The organism is Enterococcus sp. 7F3_DIV0205 (genome assembly GCF_002141365.2).
GTDB lineage: Bacteria > Bacillota > Bacilli > Lactobacillales > Enterococcaceae > Enterococcus_L > Enterococcus_L palustris.
Genome location: NZ_CP147244.1, coordinates 3,432,393 through 3,454,793, shown reverse-complemented (window position 1 = coordinate 3,454,793; position 22,401 = coordinate 3,432,393). Strand labels below are relative to the sequence as shown.

Sequence of the window (22,401 nt, the reverse complement as noted above, 5' to 3'; positions counted from 1 at the left end):
GAAAAAAGTGTTTAGCCTCTCGTGATTTCCCAGAACTAAACACTTTTTCTTCATTTCTTTACGATTATCTTCTACTATAATTGCCTACATCAGCAACCATGCTATCAACAAAGATATTTAAATCGATGACTTCTGTTTCTTTACTGCCATAACGACGGATGTTAACCGTTGCATCATCCATTTCTTTATCTCCAACAACGATTTGATAAGGAATTTTTTGTGTTTGAGAGGCACGGATCTTGTAACCCATTTTCTCATTGCGATCGTCTACTTCTATACGTAAACCTTGTTCTTGCAAACGTTTTTTCACTTCATATGCATAATCTGAATGTGCTTCAACTGATACTGGAATAATTGTCGCTTGAATTGGAGCTAACCAAGTTGGGAAAGCGCCTTTGTATACTTCTGTCAAGTAAGCTACGAAACGTTCCATTGTTGAAACGATCCCTCTGTGGATAACCAGTGGACGATGTGTATTTTCACCATCTTCACCTACATAAGTCAAATCAAAACGTTCTGGTAATAGTGCGTCGATTTGAATTGTAGAAAGTGTTTCTTCCATTCCTAATGCAGTTTTTACTTGAACATCAAGTTTAGGACCATAAAAGGCTGCTTCACCTTCTGCTTCAAAATAATCAATTCCAGCTTCATCTGCTGCTTCTTTGATCATTGTTTGAGATCTTTCCCACATTGCATCATCATCAAAGTATTTTTCTTTATTGTTTGGATCTCTTAAGCTTAGGCGGAAACGATAATCTGTTACATCAAAATCAGCGTATACTTCTACCATTAATTTTAATGTACGCAAGAATTCTTCTTTGATTTGATCTGGACGAACAAACGTGTGGCCATCATTCAACGTCATTTCGCGTACACGTTGTAACCCAGATAATGCTCCTGATTTTTCATAACGATGCATCATACCAAGTTCGGCGATTCTAATTGGTAGTTCACGGTAACTGTGGATATCGTTTTTATAAACCATCATATGATGTGGACAGTTCATTGGACGTAGAACTAACATTTCGCCATCTCCCATATCCATTGGCGGGAACATATCTTCATGATAGTGATCCCAGTGTCCTGATCTCTTATAAAACTCAACATTGGCCATGATCGGTGTATACACATGTTGATAACCTAAGCTAATTTCTTTATCTGTGATATAACGCTCAATGGTACGACGAATTGTTGCACCTTTTGGCAACCAGAATGGCAAACCAGAGCCAACGTCTGGATTAAGCATGAATAAATCTAGCTCTTTCCCTAATTTACGGTGGTCGCGTTCTTTGGCTTCTTCACGCATTTTGATAAATTCTTTTAAGTCTTTCTTATCGAAAAAGGCTGTTCCGTAAATGCGTTGCATCATTTGGTTGTTAGAATTCCCTCTCCAATACGCACCTGCTACTGATAATAATTGGAATACTTGGATACGTCCAGTTGATGGTACATGGACACCACGACATAAATCAACGAAATCACCTTGGTCATAAACAGTGATAACTTCATCTTCTGGAAGCTCTGAAATCAATTCAACTTTGTAAGGATCGTCTGCAAACAATTCTAATGCTTCGTTCTTAGATACGACTTTACGGACGATTGGGTTGTTTTCTTTCACGATCTTCATCATTTCAGCTTCGATGGCTGGCAAATCTTCTGCTGTTATTGGATTTTCACCATTATCAGTATCATAGTAAAAACCAGAATCAATGGCTGGGCCTACACCGAATTTGATCTTTGGGAATAAACGACGTAAAGCATTGGCCATTAAGTGAGCAGATGAATGACGTAAGATACCTAACGCATCCTCATGATCTGGTGTTACGATTTCAATACTTCCGTCTTCTTCGATTGGACGAGTCAAATCTATTAATGTACCATTGAATTTCCCTGCTAATGCTTTTTTAGCTAAACTATTGCTGATGCTTTTAGCAATGTCTAACGTTGACGAACCAGCCTCAAATTCTTTGACTGCGCCATCTGGAAAAGTAATTTTGATTGACATTTTTGTTTCCTCCTTTAGTAAATTATGATTGAAAAGATCGTATATTCACTTTATTTAGATCGTCTTTTTCAAACTTTTTGCAAAATACAAAAAGTCCTAGTACCTGACACTAAATCAGATACTAGGACGAAAAATTCGTGGTTCCACCTATTTTTAAACACAGCAAACAGCCATGTTCCTCAAGCGTATTAACGGTACGACCGCCTTTGTTTCGACAAAGGTTGGAAAAAGTGGTCATTCCTTGCGCGGGTCTGGAAAATTTTCAGCCAAGATTTTCCTCTCTAAAAGACTGCTTACAAGTTCAGTTGTCTTTCTCATCAATCATTTATGTGTTAATTTAAACACTTCTTCAACTAAAAAGCAAGTATTTCTTAAAAATGATTATTTTTTCCATTTTCCGCCTTGCGCATAGCGGTCTTTTTTCATTTCATTTACGATAACATGGATATTTTCTTGTGGTGCTCCTGTATTTCTAGAGACAACTTCTGTGATCTCTTTGACCATGTTCGTTAGTTGTTCTTCACTACGACCTTCAATCAACTCTACATGAATAAATGGCATCTATTTCCCTCCGTTCACTTTTTTTAATTCTTTCTAGTACAATCATAACATGTTTAGATTCTATTCATTCATTTTTCTGCACTCAAAATAAATAGTGACGCCTCTTGATTCATAAATAGTTTCTCGCCATGATAAAACGTTCTACTTATAACAGATTTAAACCCAAGTTCCTCTAATTGCTTACCTAGTTCGGTCTGTGAAAAGCCGTTATGCACTTTCTCATGTTGAACGTTTTCATTTTTGTCAAAGTCAACGATCAAAATACGCCCCATTGGATTCAATGCTGAATACAATGATTTCAATAGATCTAGTGTGTCTGGAACATGTAACAGAACCAAAGAAACAACAATTAAATCAGCTTTTATATCAAAAGTATTCTCATTAGAAAAACTTCCAACAATCGTTTTTGCATTTGTTTCTTCCAGTTGGTCGATTTTTTGTTTCACGATACGAATCATTTCTTTTGATGGATCAACAAATACTATTTCTCTAAATTTATCTGCAATCTGAAGCCCAATCAATCCCGTCCCACAACCATAGTCTAGTGCGATTTCTCCTGAAAAATTTCTTAAATCTTTCTTGATTTCCTCAGCGATAATACTTGCTAATTCTAATTGTTTCGGTGAATCATACCGATGGGCGATTTGATCAAAAATATTCATATGCTCCTTCTCCTCTTTAAACATTCTTACTATGATAAAAAAAGAAGCCCTATCGGACTTCTTTTAGTTTCTTTTTAAGCAGGTTCACCATAGTCAACAGGCTTATCAAATTCTCCTGGGGCATCATCATAGATATGTCCATAAATGATTACAGGCATTCCTGCATACGCACCATTAAAGATTTGAGCTACAGCTGCTCCTGGTGTATTGATACACCCATTACTCCCAAAGTTGGTCTTATATGCTTCTTTGTTACCAAAATACTCTGCTTTATAATCTGCATCATGAATTCCAATTTGGGTTACCACACCACCGAAACTCTTCAATGGCATCCAATACTTGACCGGTACACTGTAACTTGATCCGTCTAACATTTCTCCTTCCAATTTTGTATCTGTGTCTTTATACAAAATTGTGTGGAAGCCAGGAACAGTTGCTGTTCCCTTATTGTAGCGACCTGTGATCACATCTGTTTCAACTACTTTTACACCATCTTTAAAGAAATACATTTTTTGATCATTTAAATCAATTTCCACATAATCTTTATCAACTGTGGTTGACTGATTTACATCTCCATCGATTGGCACTGTGATCGTTTCGGTATCTTTATCACTATTGATCGCTTGAACAAGTAGATCTCTTGTTTGCGGCATATTGATATCCCAACCATAGCTACCATTATTTTTATACTTAGTCGTCACACCATGAACATTTTTAAAGATGATCGGTTTGTAAATTGAACCATATTTTTGATTCGTTTGTTCCACCCAAGCATAAACTTTATTCGGATCGACATTTCCACTTTCATCCATAAAGGATTGCAATTCTTCTTTGGTCAAAGTTAATTTTTCACCATTGATGTCAAGTGTGATTGCTTTATTTTCTTTTTTTGATAAGAGCGTTAGTTTTTCTTGAAGACCTTTATCATCTTTTGTCACTGCTGGCTTTTGATAAAACTCTTTCACATCATATACATAACTACCCTTGTTTTCATCTACATCTTTTAAAACTTGGTTCATCAAGGCTTCTTTATCAACAGTTGTTCCTGTTTGCTCAGGTATAATTTGATAATTACCCTCAACTTTTTCGATTCTAGCATCCTGACTTGGCGTTCCTTCTTCAAACGTCAACTCACTTAATTTATTTTTCAATTCTGATTTATAATCTTCATTGATCGGTAACTTGATTGCTCGGTCACCAATATTTTGTTTCAAATATTCTTCTGTAATCTCATATTTTTCAGGTAACTCTATCTTTTCTTCTTTATCATTTACTTTAATGATAACAGATTCGGCTTTATTCAATTCTTCCAGTTTCTTTTTTGCAGCTTTTGCATTCAATAAACTGATATCAACACCATTAGCCTTTGCTGAAATAAAAAAGTGAGATTGGAAATAAACAAGCCCACCAGTAAAGACTAGTGCTAAACAAATCAACAAACCAACTACTGGAACTAACCATTTCTTTTTCTTATTCGGCTGATTTTTATTTTGGGGTGATCTTGCATTTTTCGCCGAGCGACTAACTGATTCTTCATTTTCCATTGAGCTATCTTCCTTTTTGATTATTTATATGCTTACTTTGATTCCACGCTTTTTCCTGTTTTAGACATAAATCGAAAGGAAGTCATCTTCCTGAGTATCTTGAAATTTTTCTACAATCTTCTGTAAGAAAGTTAGTTTAACGCTAGTTTAGTTAAATTTCTCTCAATCTTCAATTATTTTGCTTACATATGAGAAAAAATTCATATTTTATGTATAAATGCTAGTTTTTGACTTTTATCTGTTAAACAGGACTCAGCAACTCTCAAAATTTTGATACAGTGTACCTATCATTCTACCACACATGAGGGAGAGGAAAAAAGACTATTTGATGATATCTTTTATAAAATTCTAATTTATTTACGATAAACTTTAAAATGTGACTTGAACTTTGCTCAATACATCAAAAAAGTGCGATCTATTCAGTAAACTTATTGTCTGAAACTAAAATTTTTTGTATAGTCCATCACTTTTTCAGCGGTTTTTTGATCATAAATCAAGCTATTTTTTTGTGAGATTGCCTTTGCCACAAAATCAAATTGTTTTTGTAAAGTGAGCAAAGCAGTCCAAGCAGTAGAAACACTCGAAACATCCATTGTTTTTAAGACAGCTTTGTATTGTTCATCCGACAAATAATTAGGTAAATATTTATAATTTTTCCCTACACTAAAATGATCTCCCTGATCAAAGCCCACTTGCCAAGACAATAATCGGAAAAGTTCTTTTCGACAGTTCTCATTCAAATGATCAGCTGCATAAAACAACTCATTACGACACAACCCCTTAACAACATATGTGCTGACCCACCAAAATTCATTACAGCAATCCGAAAATTCAGCTTGATTAGGACGTTTGATCCAATATTCTTGATCTGTGGCTTCTGTTAAGCTAGGTAGTAATTGATTTTTATCTAATAAAATAGTAGCTAAACGATCTCCTTCATTCCAATTGTCCGCCTGCTCCTTTGGACAAAGAGTCAAATCAATCCGATTGCCATCTTCAAATAGCATCAAATAAGTAAATTTCCCGTTTCTTGATGGTGGAAACAAAACCATATCTTCTGGTGTCTGCATAATCAAACGTGACCCAAACTGATCGATCCACGTAGGATCTTCGATAAATTCCTCAATCGAATCCACAATATAAACAATATCATAATCTTGAAATGAATCTTTCGGAACATTCTTGTTTGTCCGAGAACCATTCATTCCAACAGCAAGTATTCTAACATCATTTGCGGCTATATCTAAAATCAATTGAAACATCTCTTCCTCTGCCCTCATAATTCCGCCTCCTATTTTTAGCTTTGTAACTATAGTATAAGACAAGAGAGCCTGCTATGTTATACTTTCTCTTAAAAACGTTAAAAAATTGTTAAAAAGAACCATATCCTATCTATTAAAATTTGTTTATCTACTACACTAGATATGAAAGGTTGTGTTGTTATGAAATGGGTGAAACGAATTATGTCGATTGTTGTAGGTTTAGGAATTATATATGCTGGACTGATTCTTTTTTTGATTTTAAGTGGAACAAAAGATCAGCCAACGAAAACCCCTGATACAGTGCTTATTTTAGGTGCTCAAGTAAAAGGTTCGTCAAAAGACAATGCCTATCCAAGTACTGTTTTAAAAGAACGATTAGATGCAGCGATCCCTTATTTGAAAGATCATCCAGATGCAACAGTCATTGTTTGTGGCGGTCAAGGATCTGACGAGCCAGATAGTGAAGCCAATGTGATGGCTGAATATTTAAGAGTACATGGGATCACACAAAAACAAATCCTGATCGAGAATACATCCACTCGTACAAAAGAAAATATTCAAAATGCTCAACATAAACAAGCGCTAGGAAACACAGTTATCGTTACAAGTGATTTTCATATGTACCGCTCAAAACTTTTAGCAAAGCGCTTAGGAATAACCAAAATCAGCGGACTTCCTGCGATTTCTAAGTCTTCTGCTACTTTCAAAACCTATGTTAGAGAAATCTGTGCGTTAGGCTATGGATTGCTTTTTGATCATTGATTTTATCTTAACATGAGAAAAAGAACCCGTCCTTTGGGGAAGGACGGGAAAGGAGTTAAAAATGAAAAAGTGTTTTGTTAGGGTTGTTTTTGGTATATTTACATAATACTAGGTAACTATGAAAAAAATGTGATATTTTTTCTTTTATTCTATTACTATTTACACTTTCCAATTTAAACCTCTATTCTTCTGATTTAGTTAAGCTTTTTTTTAACTCCTCATATTTTTCCTGTTGTCTTTTTTGTTCTTTTTTCATTTTTTGATTAAAGTAATAAATAATACCTAAAATCACTGCTAAAATTCCTGCTCCTATTCCAACAATCAAATTCCATGGAAATTGATTGTTGGAACCAGGAGGCAAGTTAAGTGCTGTCGCATTATATTTTTTTGCTTCTTTTTCCTCTATTTTGAACTTTCTTTCCCATGACCAATCTTTATAACCATCATTTGCCTTTAGCTTAACAGTGTAATTTCCCGCAACAAAAGGTTGGTCCTTTAAATCTATTTTATAGTTAAAATTCGTATTGGGTGCCATCGTTAAAGATTCTTGATGGTTTTCATAGCGTGGTTTGGTTTCATCTTCATAGTAAAGTTTCGCATCTAATTGTAGTTTTTTGATCATTGCCGCTTTTTTATCTTGAATATTCATAATGACAGCATTATTCCCATTTAATTGAGTCGCCTTAACATCATTCAATGCTAACTCTGGTTTGACTTCTTTATCTGTCTCGCTCAGTAAAACCCCTACAACATATGAAAAACGGTTACCAACTGCTAAAGCCCCTTGACTTTGTGCTTCTTTTTCTTCTTTTTGCTCAAAATAAAGACCACCTAAAACGTATCCGTCAAACGGATGTTTTGGGATATCCACTGTACATTCAATTGTCTTATTTGATTTTTTTGGTAAAATGATCTCCTTAGGCATAGAGGCGATTTCACTGAATGTAAAAACTGCAGATGAATCCTTTTTGGTATCCTTATAAGAGTAATCAACAACACCATTGTCGTTTGTGATAGCTGAATTTGCTGAAGCATAAACCGTAATCTCTTCGTCTGTATCATTTGTCAATTCTATACTAAGTGTTTGAGTTTCTCCAGGCACTACTCTTAAATCGAAATAACTAATCTCTTTACTACGCTGGTTTTCTGGTAAGATCGCCTTCACACTAAAATCGATTTCACTAGCTTGACTGACTGATCCAATAGTCAAAAATAATAATAAAATAATAGCGGCTAAATATCTCCTCTTCTTCATACCTAAAACTCCTTATAATTATACTGAAAAGAAGCCTATCACAAAACAGCTTCTTTTCAGTCTCTTAACACCCATTTTCAGATAACCTATTCGTTAAAGCGGACTATCATTCAATGTCCAAGTAAGTGTCGTTTTATATTGATTATTCGCAACTTTGGTCGTTGCGTTAGGCACGGTCAATTTAACTCCTTGAGCTGCTCCCGCACCTGATCCAAATGCAAGTGTCCAAGTCCCCATCCCTGTAGAAACTAATGCTGTAGCTACTGGTGATGAAGCTGCACCGGTAGGATCCAAAGTCACTGGTAATGTTGTCGGTGCTAATGCAATTAATTCTGTAGAATTAGGTGTTGCAGCTACAAAACTCATCTGAGCATTTGTTAAAACAGCTGGAGTACTATCGGCTGTTTGAAACTGACCATTTTGCTTCACAGTTAATTTCCAGCCAAGATTCAAGCCCCGTTTATCCGTTACTTGTGCGTAATTAGGGACACTGATCAGTGTCGAAAGTGAATTTTGAACTTGGTCTAATTGCGCATAGTAGGTGGCATCAACAGTTTGAATCACTTTAGTTCCAAAGTGAAAATTAGAGACATAGTCCAAACTAAGCGGACCGCTAGTTCCTGGTTGATGAGGATCTGCTGGATTAGGCGTTACTGGCTCAGTTGGGTCTGTCGGATTAACTGGTGGTGTTATTGTAGTGTCTTGAGAGAAACTGATATCTGCATTTGACGTCAACGACCCTACATTAACGGCTTCTCCAACTATTTCTCCTATAAATCCGCAAGAAGCAATGACACCAATTGTTAACAAAGAACCTAAAATCTTTTTCATTATTACTACCTTCTTTCAGTTTTTATTTTAACTTCTCACTATTTTAAGAAGCCAAATCAAAATTATAAAGGAGCATCTGATAATATCCATTGTAATTGAGCTGTGTATGACTCATTTACATTGATATTTACACTAGGTGTAAGATTTAAAAAAACACCGTTCTGTTGATTCCATGAAATCACAACATTATTATTATCAGAAGAAGTATAAGCATACGCTTCTGAAGCAATTGTAGTTATTGCAGCATCTTGACCATTTTTCCGATAGACAAAAGCTTGGTTAATCGTTTTATTCGTCGTTGTAGATTTCATCGGTTGACTTTCTCTAACAAGTAAGTGCCACTGACTTTTAGCCACTCGACCGTCAGCAACGATCATTGAAGTATCTACTACGCTCGGACTGTATGTTGTTGTTTTAGTCGGAACAGGTATACTTTTAAACGAGATCTGCTGAGGTGATTGAACAAAACGCAACGTACCATCTCCTACTGGAATTGAAGTGGCACTATTTTGCGGCGTGATTGCTGTGTTACCACCATCAACGCCTCCTATAATACTGGAAAACGGCAGCGATTGTCCTGTCATATTTTGAGCAATAACACCGGTATATTGCAATTTAAAACTTGTATTTGGCTGTGTAAAATTATTTATTGCCAAGGGATTTTGATAATACCAATATTGCATGTTCAAAGTAGAGTCCGTTAAAAGCTGTGCTCCTAACACCGGTGTTTGAACACCAGTATTGGAAATTCTGGTCAGAGTTACTGGACTTAACTGGGATAGTCCATTTGGAACGTATGCTTTTAACATTTGCTGTCCCCATGTTGCTGGCTGATTCGTCAAAGTTGTTGTCAGTGTATAGCGAATGGTTTGACCTGTGACTGCAGATGGTGCTGCTTCCCAATTTCCTTGAGCATTTAATCGTTCAATCGTCTGTATAACTGAAATAGTGGGTGTTAAATAAGGAATCGTTTGGCTGTATCCCGTGCTCGTTACCAACACATTTCCAGTACGGTCACTTAATCCTTGAACCGATAAACTAACTGTTTCCCCTCCATTAAACATTGGTAAATTTGAAAATTGAAAACTCCCATTTGCATTTAATGGCGTTGTGTATACAGTTCCCCCATTGATTTGCAGAGCTACTCGATATGTCCCTGCATTCGTTTGTCCTGCAGATCCAGAAAGCTGAGTACCGCCTGGTGTTGCTTGAATGGCTGTTACTGGCTGAATCGGCCAACTAACTGATCGCGCTATCGATGATGGACTTTGAATGTAATTACTTGTCGTTTTTGATTGGGCAATAATAAGTGCTGTAACACTATCACCATATTGTAAAGCAGATGCTAAAGATGTGCTAAAATTTCCCGCTGCATCAACTGGTATACTATTGATAACAATCGGCGCAGATGTCCCATCGGAGCGAGTAATTGTCAGTTGAACAGTGTAAGTATAAGCACTATTTTGGACTTGTTGAATCTTACCTCCAATAGATGTCTGTAAATTCAAAAGTGGGCTATTTAAACTAGGCGCTGTAACATTAGGAACACCAGTCCCGATTGACATAGAAGGCAGAGCAATCACACCAGACTGGGAAACATTTCCTAAAACTAAATTTATAATGTTCAAGCCATCCGTAGATGAACCAAAGACTCCTTTAATAGGATAGTTTACGCCGTTACTTGCTGGTGGAATCGTGATGCCATTTTGATACAAAACTGCTACATCAAAACTGAAACTAACTGCCCAACGGCTAAGGCCTAATAGACCGACAAGATTGGTAGGAAATGTGACATACACTGAATTATAGGTGCTACTATACGCCAACGTAAATCCACGTGTCGTATCATGAATATTATAAGAGGTACTTCCAATTATCGGAGCAGGAACAGTTACCGTACCTGTAAGCAGAGCTAAGAAACTCTGTTGCTTTGTCGTACTGCCGTTGATTTGATTTGCTATTTCAGCCGGCAATTGAAGCATGATTAGAGGTTGTCCTCCTAAGGATAAATCTAGCGTAGGTGTATAAGTATACGTCATTGTAATAATTGATTGCCCTGTTCCACCAGTTGTGTAAGTTCCACTTAGTGCACCAGATCCAACAGTAACTAGTCGTTCCTGAACATCCCTCATTACTTCTGGTTGCTCGTTTTCAACTTCAGTTTGTTCACTGATCGTTTCATCCTCTGCAAACGCTTGATTTACCCCGACCTGAAAAACACTCAGTATCAATCCTAAAAAAAATAGAAATAACCACTTATGTTTCACTACGACGCCTCCTTTTACTAGCGGTTGTTTAGCGTACCTGTTTCCAATAGTATAAAATAATAAATAATTATTATTTAAAAATTATTTTAGATAAAAAAAAGCCTAATAAATATTGGTTCAATTGTTTCGTTACATTGATTCTATACTGTGGTTACAATAAAGTAAAATATTTGCGATTGCTATTTTTCGTTTCAACGATTTGAAAATACTGGTCTAAAATTGGCTTCTCTTCTTTCTTATTGATAGTTTTTCATCAACTGGTTGATTACAAGTTCTCATCTATATTTTCACACGACACTAAATTCTCAAAAATTTAGATAAAATGCTAAATATTTGAGAATTTAAAACAAAAATGCTATTATACTATTGTTCTTAGTTTTTTCATATTGTGTTTCCCTTCATATAGTGTGTGTATGAAGGGTTTTTTTTGCTCAAAAAAATGGTTGGGCATAACTCTACGAGTCACATCCCAACCACTATTTTCTTACTCACCTAAATCAACATTGTGATAAACCTTTTGAACATCATCAAGATCTTCCAAAACATCGATCATTCGTTCAAATTTTTCTAGGTCTTCTCCAGTTAATTCCACATCATTTTGTGCAATCATTTCTAATTCAGCTACTGAAAATTCTTCAATGCCTTTTTCTTTCAGTGCTTCTTGTACTGCATGCAGTTCTTCTGGTTCTGTATAAACGATGATTTGACCTTCTTCTTCTGTAACATCACGAACATCAATGTCTTTTTCCATCAAATATTCAAGGATATCATCTGCATCATCACCAGCAAACCCAATAACACCAGTATGGTCGAACATATAAGCTACAGCACCACTGACACCCATATTTCCACCATTCTTACCAAATGCCGCACGAACATCTGAAGCTGTACGATTCACGTTATTCGTCAAAGCATCCACAATGACCATTGAGCCGTTTGGTCCAAATCCTTCATAACGTAATTCAGAATATTGTTCATCACCAGAACCTTTTGCTTTTTCGATTGCTCGATCGATGATATGTTTCGGTACATTATATGTTTTTGCGCGCTCGATAACAAACCGTAATTTCTGATTTGCTTGAGGGTCAGGATCACCCGATTTCGCTGCTACGTAAATTTCAATACCGAATTTTGCATAAACTCGGCTGTTATTTGCGTCTTTGGCAGCTTTTTTCTCTTTAATATTTGCCCACTTACGACCCATATTCTCACTTCGCTTTCATTCATTATTATTATTTTTGATTGTATTGCCTTTATCATTATACTTGGCAAATGGACTTTTGTTAAGTGTTTTTTGCTTTTAAGAGATACGAATTGGAAAACGGCCAAAACTTTGTTCTAAAATGCGCTGATTACCTAACTGATAAAGCTGATTACTGCGGATATCTAACGCTAATTGAGAATTCAAACGCTTTGACACCTTTGTGACCAAGGGCAATGCTAGATTCTTTTTTTCTTCTCGTAAAAAATGTTGTCCTTGTTCTGTGAAACCCAGAACTTGTAAATGACTGTTATTCCAAGAATTTTCTATTTCCTGTTGTTTCACATTATTTAGAATGTAAGTCGCCAATCGTTGCAAGCGCGTCCATGTATAGCGTTTTGTTTTTGCCTGCTCCATAAAATTTTGAAAAGAATCAGAAGTCTTAGCTGCTTCTTGCAAGCGATATTCGATGCCTTCTTTCATTTGGTAAATCTCTTGTAATTCAGTAATCGAACTGCTGATCAACTTATATTTTAATAAAGTCCAATAATCTTCCCATGAAACGGTAGCTGAATTCGCCAAATCAATTGCTACTTGCTCTGGCAATACTTGCTTAATTTGATCTAATTTCTCTGAGAAAACAGCTTTCCTAATTGCAGTAGCACTGGCAAAATTTTGATATATGTTGGTATCATGATACCCTGCTTGTTCTCTCTTTAAAGGATACAATGTCATCGGTTTTTCATACGCAGCATTTTCTTTTGCATAACTTAATCCTAAAATATGATTAGGTGAAGAAAAATCCAATCCATTTTGCGGATATAACCTACGAAAAACTTCTGTCATCTGTTGTGGATAGCTCATACCGTTATTTTTGATTTGTTGATACGTTTGATCGATTTCTGTTTGGTTCTTATTCACAAAATCCCCAAACTGTTCATAATCCATCTCTGTCTGATTATCTGTACCAAAACATAGTCCATCACAATGTAAAGCCTGAAGCAACTTGATTCCACCTGCGGCAAAATAGTCGGCTGATTGCACCGCATACGCAAACGGTAATTCAATAACTAAATCGATGCCATGATTCAAGGCTTCTTTAGCTCTTGTCCATTTGTCTATAATCGCAGGTTCGCCTCGTTGTAGGAAATTCCCACTCATTACAGCTATCACAACTTCTGCACCACTTAACTCTCGTGCCTTTTTTGCATGATACAAGTGTCCGTTATGAAAAGGATTGTATTCAACAATAATGCCGCAACTTTTCATCTTTTTCTCCTTCATTCAGATCATTTCTATTTGAATTTCATCATACCATGTTTATTTCGGTACGAAAACAAAAGAAAATGAGCGAACTAAACTTTTAAAAGTTTTGCTCCGCTCATTTCCTTGATTATTTTTTACACACAAAAAACCAGCGTTTGCTTTCTTCTGTAGGTGCATCGTCTGTGAAATCTGCATAAACTGAAACATCCATAAAACCAGCACTTTCCAACATCATCAAATAGTTCTCCATTGTATAAGTGCGTTCTTGATGCAATTCATCTTGTCGAATAAACAATTCGTCATTTCCATGCTCTTTCACAAAAAATGTTAAAAAGTGTTCGATGCTATGCTCTTTTTCTCCTGGATAGCTATCCCATAAGAAAGCAAATTCTTCTGTCTGGTAATGATAGCTGTATTCAGGAAATACTTTGTCGACTTGATAAATAGAATGGACATCAAAAATAAAGACACCCTCATCTTCTAAGGCTTGATAGACATCGTCAAAAACTTGTTGTACTTCCTGACGGTTTGCCATATAACAAAGTGAATCAGAAAAACAAGTGATGGCATGATATTGACCCATTTCAGATAAATCCATCATGTTCCCTTGGACAAACTGAACCTGAACTTCTTCTTCCGCTGCTCGTTTACTCGCCATCATCAACATTTCTTCAGATAAGTCCAACGCTGTTACTGTAAATCCCGCTTTAGCAAAATTCACAGCTAAAGCACCTGTTCCACAAGCCATTTCTAAGACATCCTTTTTTCCTTCTGGTAAATGACGTTTTGAAAACGCCAACCACTGATCATAAAGGCTGTCATCCATTACTTCATCATAAACGAAAGCAAATGTTTCATATGCCATATTACTCGACCCAAGCGTGAAGATCAACCATTGGTGCATCTGACCAAAGTTTTTCTAAATTATAAAATCCGCGTTCTGCTGATTGGAATACATGAACAATGATATCACCTAAATCGATCAATACCCATTTGCCGCCATCTTTTCCTTCAATTCGTTTTACTTCCACATTTGCTTCTTCTTCTTTTTCGATAATTTCTTCTACAATGGCATTGATTTGACGTTCACTTGTTGCTTGGCAAATCATAAAGTAATCTGCTAAAAGTGAAATCTCATGCACATCTAAAGCGACAATTTCCTCTGCTCTTTTTGAATCCGCTGCTTTTACAGCGATTTCTAAAATCTGTTGACTATCTATGATGGTTTCCTCCCATTATCTAATTAAATTTTTTTATCACTGATGAACGAGTTCAATCAGCTTTTCCTTGATTCAGCTTCTCAAAGCAGCCCTTGAGGAAATTAGACAATCTTCCCATGAAACAAGTAACCTCCCATGATCAGTTTCCTTAATCTCTAAAGAGCTAATTGCTCTGCTCAGCTTTTCCTACTACCCAATAATTATATGTCTCAATTGTTTTAGGATAAATTTTTTGCTCTTGTTCAATAAGATGTAACAAGGTATGTTTTGTTTCGTAAGCAACTGCTTCATCCAAATCAACTAAAGCAAGTTCTCGCGCTTCTTTTACACCAGGAAAATTCCGACCTGGTTCGATATAGTCTGCAACATAAATAATTTTATCTAGTAAACTCATTTTAGCAGCACCTGTCGTATGCAGTCGAATTGCTTCTAAAATTTCTTCATCGTCAATTCCAAGTTCTCGTTGAACCATACTCGCACCGACAAGACCATGCCAAATCGCATTGCCATAATCCAGTAAATCTTGATCGTAGCCATCACGCTGTATGATTAGCTGAAATTCTTCATCTGGACGTTCTTTAGCATAATCGTGGGTCAAAGCCGCAATACTTGCTTTTTCTTCTGAGGCACCATATTTAGCCGCAAGCGCCACAGCCATTTCTTCAACACCTAAAACATGTTTAAAACGGCGCTCACTCATATGCATCTGGACTTTTTGCATCAGTTCTTCTCGTTTAAACGTCGTATATTTTCCGCTAAAATCCATCTACATACAGCCCCTTCTCTTCTATATAGTGTATCACACTATCAGGCAATAAGTAGCGTGCTGAACAACCATTGTTGATTTTTTCGCGAATCAGTGTGGAACTAATATCCATTTGCGGAACATCTACCCAAATGATTGGATAAGGGGTAATCGTTCCATAATGCGGACGACGAATACCGACAAAACTTGTTAAGGTCAATAATTCATCAATTTTATGCCACTTTGGTAAATATTCTACCATGTCTCCGCCAATGATAAAATAGTAATCTGTATCTGGGTTATTTTGTGTTAAAGCTTTCATTGTGTCATATGTGTAACTTTTTCCTTTTCGGAACAATTCGATAGGCTCAACAGCTAAATTATGATTGTCAGCAATTGCAAGTTCCAACATTGCTAATCGATGTTTACTATCTATCGTCTTTTTTTCATCTACATGAGGCGGTAAATAAGTAGGCATCAAATAGACTTTGTCCAACCCAAGCTGTTGTTGTACTTGATCGGCCATTACTAAATGTGCCAAATGAACCGGATTAAAATTCCCGCCTAAAATTCCTACCTGTTTACGCTTTTGAAAAAGCTCTGCTTCTTCTACAATTACTTCTGCTTTTAATGCTGCATTCGTATTTGTCCCCATTTTTCTTACCTCCAAGTTTTAAATTGCTTTAACTTCTTTAGAGATCTTTTGATATTTTTCGTTAGATGATGGTTTAAATAAAACTAATACACGACCAATGATTTGAACGATATCACAATGAATATCTGCTTTTAATGCAGCGGCTACATCTTCAGCGATTTCATCGGTATTTTGTAATAATGTGACTTTGATCAATTCACGTTTTTCTAATGCTTCATTGATTTGTACCACCATCGCAGAATTTAACCCGCCTTTACCAATTTGAAAAATCGGTTGTAAATGGTGCGCTTGACTACGTAAAAAACGCTTTTGCTTTCCTCTTAAATCCACTAATTTTCCTTCTCTCTGTTCCTATCTCTTATTAAATCAAGGCTTTTCTTCTTAACACATCGACACCTTTTGGAGCCCAGCCAGCAACTACACATGGTTCTGTTACTGTGATCCAGCCAAGTCCAGCAAACACAATATCTGTCTTCTCTTTAATTGAAAATTCAAAGCGAACCAACTCTGGAAATGCCGTCACTTCATCTGGACGTGGTGGTTGCAATAATCCGCCCACATGTTTTTCGTAAAAGGCATCAGCTGTAACTGATTTAGTACGGTGGATCGATAAATCATTTGACACATAAGCAATAAATGAACTACGCTCTCCCTGAATGAAATCAAAACGAGCCAAGCCGCCAAGAAATAGTGTTTGTTCAGGATTTAATTGATACACTTTGGGCTTGATTTCTTTTTGTGGCGCAATGATTTTTAAATCTTTTTTCCCAAGATAATGCGCCATTTGATGACGATGAATGATTCCTGGTGTATCGATCAAGAAATGTCCATCATCTAAGGGAATTTCAATTTTGTCCAATGTCGTTCCAGGAAATTGTGATGTTGTAATAACATCTTGAACACCAGCAGTCTGCTTAATGATTTGATTGATCAACGTTGATTTCCCAACATTTGTCACCCCAACTACATATACATCTTTACCTTCACGGTATTTTTCGATCGTCTCAAGTAAGTTTTCCATTTCTTGAGGTTTCTTGGCACTAGTCAACAAAACGTCAACAGGACGCAAACCTTCTTCATGGGCGCGTTCTCTCATCCATTGGATCATTTTAGGTTTCTTTAATGATTTCGGCAGAATGTCGACCTTGTTTCCTACCATCAAAACAGGATTATCACCGATAAAACGATGTAACCCAGGAATCAGCGAACCATTAAAATCAAAAATATCAACGACATTTACGATCAATGCATCTTCTTTGCCCAATTCATTTAACAAACGTAAAAAATCATCATCCGTCAATTGAACGTCTTGAATATCATTGTAATGTCTTAAACGAAAACAGCGTTGGCAATAAACTTCCCCAGTCTCCATTCCCTTTTCAAATGCTGCTCTTGGCGTATAACCTAACTCATTTGGGTGTTCTGTTTGAATGACCGCACCACAACCGATGCAGTGAATTGCTTCTTGCTCACTCATTCTAGCCCGCCTTTCCATATCATATCTGGATGCTTCTTCGCTAAATGTTTCATGATTTTCCGTTCAAAAAAACGATTGATTCGTGTATTCCACCCGTCTGTATCAACGATTGGACGAACTAAAATATTTCTGATCCCAGCAGCATTTGCCCCACGAATGTCTGTCATGATCTGATCACCGACCATCACTAGTTCTTCTGGTTTTAACTGCAGTCTTTTTTCAGCTTCTCTGAACCCTCTTGTAGAAGGCTTCAATGCTCTAGATACATACTCTAGATCAAATTTTTCTACCGCACGTTTGATACGGCTAGATTTATTATTTGAAACGACCACAACTGGAATTCCTGCATTTTTCATTTCTAGAATCCACGTCAATAACTCTTCCGTTCCATCTGGATTATCCCAAGCGATCAAAGTATTGTCCAAATCTGTCAACACAGCTTTGATTCCTAATTTTTTTAATTGGTTCGGCGTGATTTTATAAATCGCATCGACCATCCAAGTTGGTTTAAATTTTAAAAACATAGTAACTCCTCTCATCTCCACGATGAACTTTCTCATAATGAAAGGAGTACTAAGCTAGCACTCCTCCAATTTGTATTATACTGCATTTTCCTAAAAAATTCTATAAATGCCAACCATAATTTCGCTCATTCAAAATATAACTAACAATCACTATTTTTCTCAAGTACCTATTAATGTGCTAAACTTCTTCTAAAGTAAAAAATGAAGTGAGGGAATTTAATGACGGTCAATATAAAAAAAGCATCTATCAATCTCTTTGTTCCAGATACAGAGATAGCGATGACACTTTATGAAAAAATATTTGATGCAAAGAAAATAGAACTATCGGTTACAGATAAAATAAAATCTGGACGTTTTAGTATTGGAGAAAGCCTCTTTGCTCTGGCAGATGAACAACCAGAAAGTGGTGGAAAATCCCCTTTGACATTACAAGGAACACCATTTTGCATTCAGTTAATCTGTGATAATGTGGAAGAACTTGTTGAAAAAGCATTAAATTCAGGTTTTAATCTAGAAATGCCGATCACCATTGTTCCTGAGAAATTTAAAGTAGCAAATATTAAAGACCCTTTTGGCTTTGTTTGGTCGATTTCTGAAGTTTATACGGATTAATGCATATATAAAAATGGAGCAAGCCAAATTGGGCTTGCTCCATTTTTTATACTCAATATTTACGAAAGCGTTGATAGCGATTGTCCAATAAGGTTCCTGTTTCCAGTTTGGAAAGCTCAGAAAATTTACTAATAAGGGCTTTTTGTATCATTCGATTAATCTTCGATTGTTCTAATACTTCACCATTCATTTCTTCTGGAATCACTCGATCAATGATTGTTAATTCTTTTAGCTCTGTCGCTGTAATTTTCATTAATTCTGCGGCTTCTTTAGCTCGACTTCCGTCTTTCCAGAGAATCGAGGCAAATCCCTCTGGTGATAATACCGCGTAAATCGTATGCTCCAGCATCCAAACTTCATCTGCTACAGCAAGTGCTAATGCGCCACCACTGCCACCTTCACCAATGATGATTGCGATGATTGGCACACTTAAATCAGCCATTTCTATCAAATTTCGAGCGATTGCTTCCCCTTCACCACGTTCTTCCGCTTCAATTCCGCAATAAGCGCCAGCAGTATTGATAAACGTAACAACCGGACGGCCAAATTTTTCTGCTTGCTTCATTAAACGCAAGGCTTTACGATAACCTTCTGGATGCGGTGCACCAAAATTCCGCTCAATATTTTCAGGTAAGTTACGTCCTTTTTGAATTCCAACAACTGTTACAGGTTTTTCTTCTAATGTTGCAACACCACCTACAACAGCTAAATCATCGCCAAAATAACGGTCTCCATGAAATTCAATAAAGTCATCAAAGATGGCAGCAATATACTCTAAGGTAGTATAACGATCCTGTGCTCGAGCTAGAGTGACAATATCATTGGCTGTTTTTTCCATCGCTATTTCCACCCTTTCATCGTATGAATCTTGACTAATCTACTAAGTACTTCCTGCAACTGATTTCTAGGAACAATTTTATCAACAAATCCATGATCCAATAAAAATTCAGCTTTTTGGAAATCATCTGGTAGCTCTTGACGAATCGTTTGTTCGATCACTCGACGACCTGCAAACCCAATCAAACTTTGAGGTTCAGCTAAAATAACGTCGCCATCCATCGCAAAACTAGCCGTGACACCGCCAGTTGTTGGATCCGTCAATACAGTAATATACAGTAAACCTGCATTACTATGTCGTTTAAGTGCACCAGAGATTTTTGCCATTTGCATCAGAGAAAAAATCCCTTCCTGCATTCGTGCTCCACCTGAAGCTGTAAAAATGATCACCGGCAAGCGCTGTTCTGTTGCTCGTTCAAATAAACGAGTGATTTTCTCGCCTACAACAGTTCCCATACTTCCCATAATAAAATTGGCGTCCATCACACCAATACCGATTTCTTGGCCGTCGATTTTAGCTTTCCCCGTCAATACTGCTTCATGTAATTCTGTCTTTTCCTGCATAATAGCAATTTTATCCAAATAATCAGGAAAATCCAACGGATCTTTAGTGACTAAATCTGTATCCCATTCTTCAAAACTCTTCTCATCTACCGTCAATGCAAGACGTTCCCAAGCACCGATTCTAAAGCTATAACCGCAATAAGGGCAGACTTTTTCTGCCCCCATATCTTTTGTGTATAACGTACGTTTGCAACAAGGGCATTTAGCCCACATGTTATCTGGAACTGCAGGTTTTTTTACAGAAGATTGGTCGCCCGGGCGATTTGGATTGATTCGAATGTAGTTTTTCTTTTTAAATAAAGCCATACACCTGCTCCTTTTTAATTATCGCTTTCTGGTTCCCAATTTGGTAAAAATGTTTCTTGTAAAAAACTCGTATCATACTCACCAGCTAATACATTTTCATGTGTAATAAGATCTAGCTGAAATTCTGCATTCGTGATGATCCCCTCTGTTACGATCTCATGTAACGCCCGCTGCATCTTCATCAGCGCATCCATCCGGTCATTTCCATGTACAATCACTTTAGCGATCATTGAATCATAGTAAGGCGGAATCGTATAGCCTGAATACATCGCACTATCAACTCTTAATCCCATTCCGCCACTTGGAAGCAACAAATTCTTGATTTTCCCAGGAGAAGGCGCAAAATTAAAGGCAGGATTTTCAGCATTGATCCGACATTCAATCGCATGACCTGAAATCATGATATCTTCTTGTGTATACGCTAATTCTTCACCAGAAGCCACTTGTAACTGTGCTTTGACAAGATCGATCCCTGTCACCATTTCAGTAACAGGATGTTCAACTTGAATTCGAGTATTCATTTCCATAAAATAAAATTCACCAGATTTATCCATCAAAAATTCGATTGTTCCAGCATTTTCATAATGAACAGCTTTTGCTGCACGCACAGCCGTTTCACCTAATAATTGACGTTTTTCAGGTGAGATTGCGATCGATGGTGATTCTTCAAGAACTTTTTGATTATTTCTTTGTAAAGAACAATCTCTTTCGCCCAAATGAATCACATGCCCATACTGATCACCTAAAATTTGTACTTCGATATGACGTGCTGGATAAATAATTTTTTCCAAGTACATATCATCATTACCAAAAGCTGCTTTTGCTTCTTGTTGAGCAGAAGTAAAGTGCTGAGGTAGTTCTTCTTTACTCATCACTTTACGAATTCCCTTACCACCACCGCCAGCTGCTGCTTTCAGCATAACAGGATAACCTATATCATCAGCAATTTTTAAAGCTTCCTCAACAGAACTGATCACACCAGTGCTTCCAGGAATAACTGGAACTTTGGCTTTTTGCATCAATTCACGTGCATTGATTTTATTGCCCATTGCATCAATCGTTGCTGCTTTTGGACCGATAAAAGTAATATTGCATTCTTCACACATTGCCGCAAATTGGCTGTTTTCTGATAAGAAACCAAAACCAGGGTGAATCGCTTCTGCGTTCGTTACGATAGCCGCACTTAAAACACTTTGAACATTTAAATAAGAGTCTGCCGCTTTCGCAGGACCTATGCAAATCGCTTCATCTGCAAGTTGTGTGTGTAACGCTTCTTTATCCGCTTCAGAGTATACGGCAACAGTCTGCACGCCTAATTCACGACATGCACGAATGATCCGAACTGCGATTTCTCCTCTATTTGCAATTAAAACTTTTGAAAACATAGCTCACCTATCCAATCATAAAGGTCAATTCTGCTTCCGCTACTTTTTTCCCGTTCACAGTCGCAGTTCCTTTGCCAATACCGGCTATTGATTTTACTTTCATAATTTCTACTTCTAACATCAAAGTATCACCTGGAACAACTTTTTGTCTAAATTTAGCTTTATCGATACCACCAAAATAAGCTGTTTTACCCTTAAAATCTGGCATAGACAGCAATGCTACCGCGCCTGCTTGAGCTAACGCTTCAAGAATCAAAACCCCCGGCATAACAGGCTCTCCTGGAAAATGCCCTTGAAAAAAAGGTTCATTGATCGTAACATTTTTTTTGGCAATAACTTTTTCACCCACGACGATTTCTTCAACTGTGTCTAACAGTAAAAAAGGATAACGATGGGGAATAATTTCTTTGATTTCTTGAATGTTCATAGCTACACTCCTTTGCTGTGAAATACAGCGGAT

23 protein-coding genes are annotated in these 22,401 nt (G+C 36.8%); 2 read left to right on the top strand and 21 right to left on the bottom strand.

The window, feature by feature from the left end; all coding sequences use genetic code 11:
* Nucleotides 1-64: 64 nt before the first annotated feature.
* The 5 genes from thrS to A5821_RS16080 all read right to left on the bottom strand — a co-directional run bounded on the left by thrS (nt 65) and on the right by A5821_RS16080 (nt 6,052).
* Nucleotides 65-2,005 (bottom strand): threonine--tRNA ligase, encoded by a 1,941-nt coding sequence (gene thrS / locus A5821_RS16100; RefSeq protein ID WP_086311988.1) that lies wholly within the window; start codon nt 2,003-2,005, stop codon nt 65-67.
* Nucleotides 2,006-2,386: 381 nt separating this feature from the next.
* Complete coding sequence (locus tag A5821_RS16095) at nt 2,387-2,566, bottom strand: 2-hydroxymuconate tautomerase (RefSeq protein WP_086311987.1); 180 nt, start codon at nt 2,564-2,566, stop codon at nt 2,387-2,389.
* 68 nt (nt 2,567-2,634) lie between these two features.
* Nucleotides 2,635-3,228, bottom strand: a complete 594-nt coding sequence (locus A5821_RS16090; protein WP_086311986.1) for a class I SAM-dependent methyltransferase — start codon at nt 3,226-3,228, stop codon at nt 2,635-2,637.
* A gap of 74 nt (nt 3,229-3,302) precedes the next feature.
* Nucleotides 3,303-4,772 (bottom strand): L,D-transpeptidase family protein, encoded by a 1,470-nt coding sequence (locus A5821_RS16085; RefSeq protein ID WP_086311985.1) that lies wholly within the window; start codon nt 4,770-4,772, stop codon nt 3,303-3,305.
* A 428-nt stretch (nt 4,773-5,200) separates the two neighbouring features.
* Nucleotides 5,201-6,052: an aminoglycoside 6-adenylyltransferase gene (locus A5821_RS16080; protein ID WP_086311984.1), complete on the bottom strand. Its 852-nt coding sequence runs from the start codon at nt 6,050-6,052 to the stop codon at nt 5,201-5,203.
* Between the two features lie 162 nt (nt 6,053-6,214).
* Between A5821_RS16080 and A5821_RS16075 the strand changes: the two genes are divergently transcribed.
* The gene (locus tag A5821_RS16075; RefSeq protein ID WP_086311983.1) at nt 6,215-6,796 is read left to right on the top strand and encodes a YdcF family protein; all 582 of its coding nucleotides are present in this window, start codon (nt 6,215-6,217) and stop codon (nt 6,794-6,796) included.
* Nucleotides 6,797-6,977: 181 nt separating this feature from the next.
* On the opposite strand, the gene A5821_RS16070 is transcribed toward A5821_RS16075, so the two are convergent.
* The 12 genes from A5821_RS16070 to A5821_RS16015 form a co-directional block, all read right to left on the bottom strand.
* Nucleotides 6,978-8,051 (bottom strand): DUF916 and DUF3324 domain-containing protein, encoded by a 1,074-nt coding sequence (locus A5821_RS16070; protein ID WP_086311982.1) that lies wholly within the window; start codon nt 8,049-8,051, stop codon nt 6,978-6,980.
* Between the two features lie 93 nt (nt 8,052-8,144).
* On the bottom strand, nt 8,145-8,882 hold the full coding sequence (locus tag A5821_RS16065) for a WxL domain-containing protein (RefSeq protein WP_139844028.1): 738 nt from the start codon (nt 8,880-8,882) through the stop codon (nt 8,145-8,147).
* Nucleotides 8,883-8,944: 62 nt separating this feature from the next.
* On the bottom strand, nt 8,945-11,149 hold the full coding sequence (locus A5821_RS16060) for a hypothetical protein (RefSeq protein WP_086311981.1): 2,205 nt from the start codon (nt 11,147-11,149) through the stop codon (nt 8,945-8,947).
* 484 nt (nt 11,150-11,633) lie between these two features.
* Nucleotides 11,634-12,353 carry a YebC/PmpR family DNA-binding transcriptional regulator gene (locus A5821_RS16055; protein ID WP_086311980.1) on the bottom strand — a complete coding sequence of 240 codons (720 nt, stop codon included), beginning with the start codon at nt 12,351-12,353 and terminating at the stop codon, nt 11,634-11,636.
* A 96-nt stretch (nt 12,354-12,449) separates the two neighbouring features.
* Nucleotides 12,450-13,619, bottom strand: a complete 1,170-nt coding sequence (locus A5821_RS16050) for a nucleotidyltransferase (RefSeq protein WP_086311979.1) — start codon at nt 13,617-13,619, stop codon at nt 12,450-12,452.
* A gap of 124 nt (nt 13,620-13,743) precedes the next feature.
* Nucleotides 13,744-14,481 carry a class I SAM-dependent DNA methyltransferase gene (locus A5821_RS16045; RefSeq protein ID WP_086311978.1) on the bottom strand — a complete coding sequence of 246 codons (738 nt, stop codon included), beginning with the start codon at nt 14,479-14,481 and terminating at the stop codon, nt 13,744-13,746.
* Between the two features lies 1 nt (nt 14,482).
* Nucleotides 14,483-14,821: a ribosome silencing factor gene (gene rsfS, locus A5821_RS16040; protein ID WP_071877577.1), complete on the bottom strand. Its 339-nt coding sequence runs from the start codon at nt 14,819-14,821 to the stop codon at nt 14,483-14,485.
* 178 nt (nt 14,822-14,999) lie between these two features.
* Nucleotides 15,000-15,602 (bottom strand): bis(5'-nucleosyl)-tetraphosphatase (symmetrical) YqeK, encoded by a 603-nt coding sequence (gene yqeK, locus A5821_RS16035; protein WP_086311977.1) that lies wholly within the window; start codon nt 15,600-15,602, stop codon nt 15,000-15,002.
* Nucleotides 15,592-16,236 carry a nicotinate-nucleotide adenylyltransferase gene (locus A5821_RS16030; RefSeq protein ID WP_086311976.1) on the bottom strand — a complete coding sequence of 215 codons (645 nt, stop codon included), beginning with the start codon at nt 16,234-16,236 and terminating at the stop codon, nt 15,592-15,594. The genes yqeK and A5821_RS16030 overlap by 11 nt, the downstream gene beginning before the upstream one ends.
* An 18-nt stretch (nt 16,237-16,254) precedes the next feature.
* The gene (yhbY, locus tag A5821_RS16025) at nt 16,255-16,566 is read right to left on the bottom strand and encodes a ribosome assembly RNA-binding protein YhbY (RefSeq protein ID WP_025873132.1); all 312 of its coding nucleotides are present in this window, start codon (nt 16,564-16,566) and stop codon (nt 16,255-16,257) included.
* Nucleotides 16,567-16,597: 31 nt separating this feature from the next.
* Nucleotides 16,598-17,713: a ribosome biogenesis GTPase YqeH gene (yqeH, locus tag A5821_RS16020; RefSeq protein WP_086311975.1), complete on the bottom strand. Its 1,116-nt coding sequence runs from the start codon at nt 17,711-17,713 to the stop codon at nt 16,598-16,600.
* The gene (locus A5821_RS16015; protein WP_086311974.1) at nt 17,710-18,237 is read right to left on the bottom strand and encodes a YqeG family HAD IIIA-type phosphatase; all 528 of its coding nucleotides are present in this window, start codon (nt 18,235-18,237) and stop codon (nt 17,710-17,712) included. The genes yqeH and A5821_RS16015 overlap by 4 nt, the downstream gene beginning before the upstream one ends.
* 219 nt (nt 18,238-18,456) lie before the next feature.
* Between A5821_RS16015 and A5821_RS16010 the strand changes: the two genes are divergently transcribed.
* Nucleotides 18,457-18,849 carry a VOC family protein gene (locus A5821_RS16010; protein ID WP_086311973.1) on the top strand — a complete coding sequence of 131 codons (393 nt, stop codon included), beginning with the start codon at nt 18,457-18,459 and terminating at the stop codon, nt 18,847-18,849.
* Nucleotides 18,850-18,901: 52 nt separating this feature from the next.
* Here the strand turns inward: A5821_RS16010 and A5821_RS16005 are convergent, their stop codons facing one another.
* The 4 genes from A5821_RS16005 to fabZ are packed head-to-tail and all read right to left on the bottom strand — an operon-like array spanning nt 18,902 to nt 22,368.
* A complete protein-coding gene (locus tag A5821_RS16005; protein WP_086311972.1) occupies nt 18,902-19,687 on the bottom strand; it encodes an acetyl-CoA carboxylase carboxyl transferase subunit alpha in 786 nt (261 codons plus the stop codon).
* Nucleotides 19,688-19,689: 2 nt separating this feature from the next.
* Complete coding sequence (gene accD, locus A5821_RS16000) at nt 19,690-20,556, bottom strand: acetyl-CoA carboxylase, carboxyltransferase subunit beta (RefSeq protein ID WP_086311971.1); 867 nt, start codon at nt 20,554-20,556, stop codon at nt 19,690-19,692.
* Between the two features lie 14 nt (nt 20,557-20,570).
* Nucleotides 20,571-21,941: an acetyl-CoA carboxylase biotin carboxylase subunit gene (locus A5821_RS15995; RefSeq protein ID WP_086311970.1), complete on the bottom strand. Its 1,371-nt coding sequence runs from the start codon at nt 21,939-21,941 to the stop codon at nt 20,571-20,573.
* A 7-nt stretch (nt 21,942-21,948) separates the two neighbouring features.
* Entirely contained in the window at nt 21,949-22,368 is a 420-nt protein-coding gene (gene fabZ, locus A5821_RS15990) for a 3-hydroxyacyl-ACP dehydratase FabZ (protein WP_010760451.1), read from the bottom strand.
* Nucleotides 22,369-22,401 lie beyond the last annotated feature (33 nt).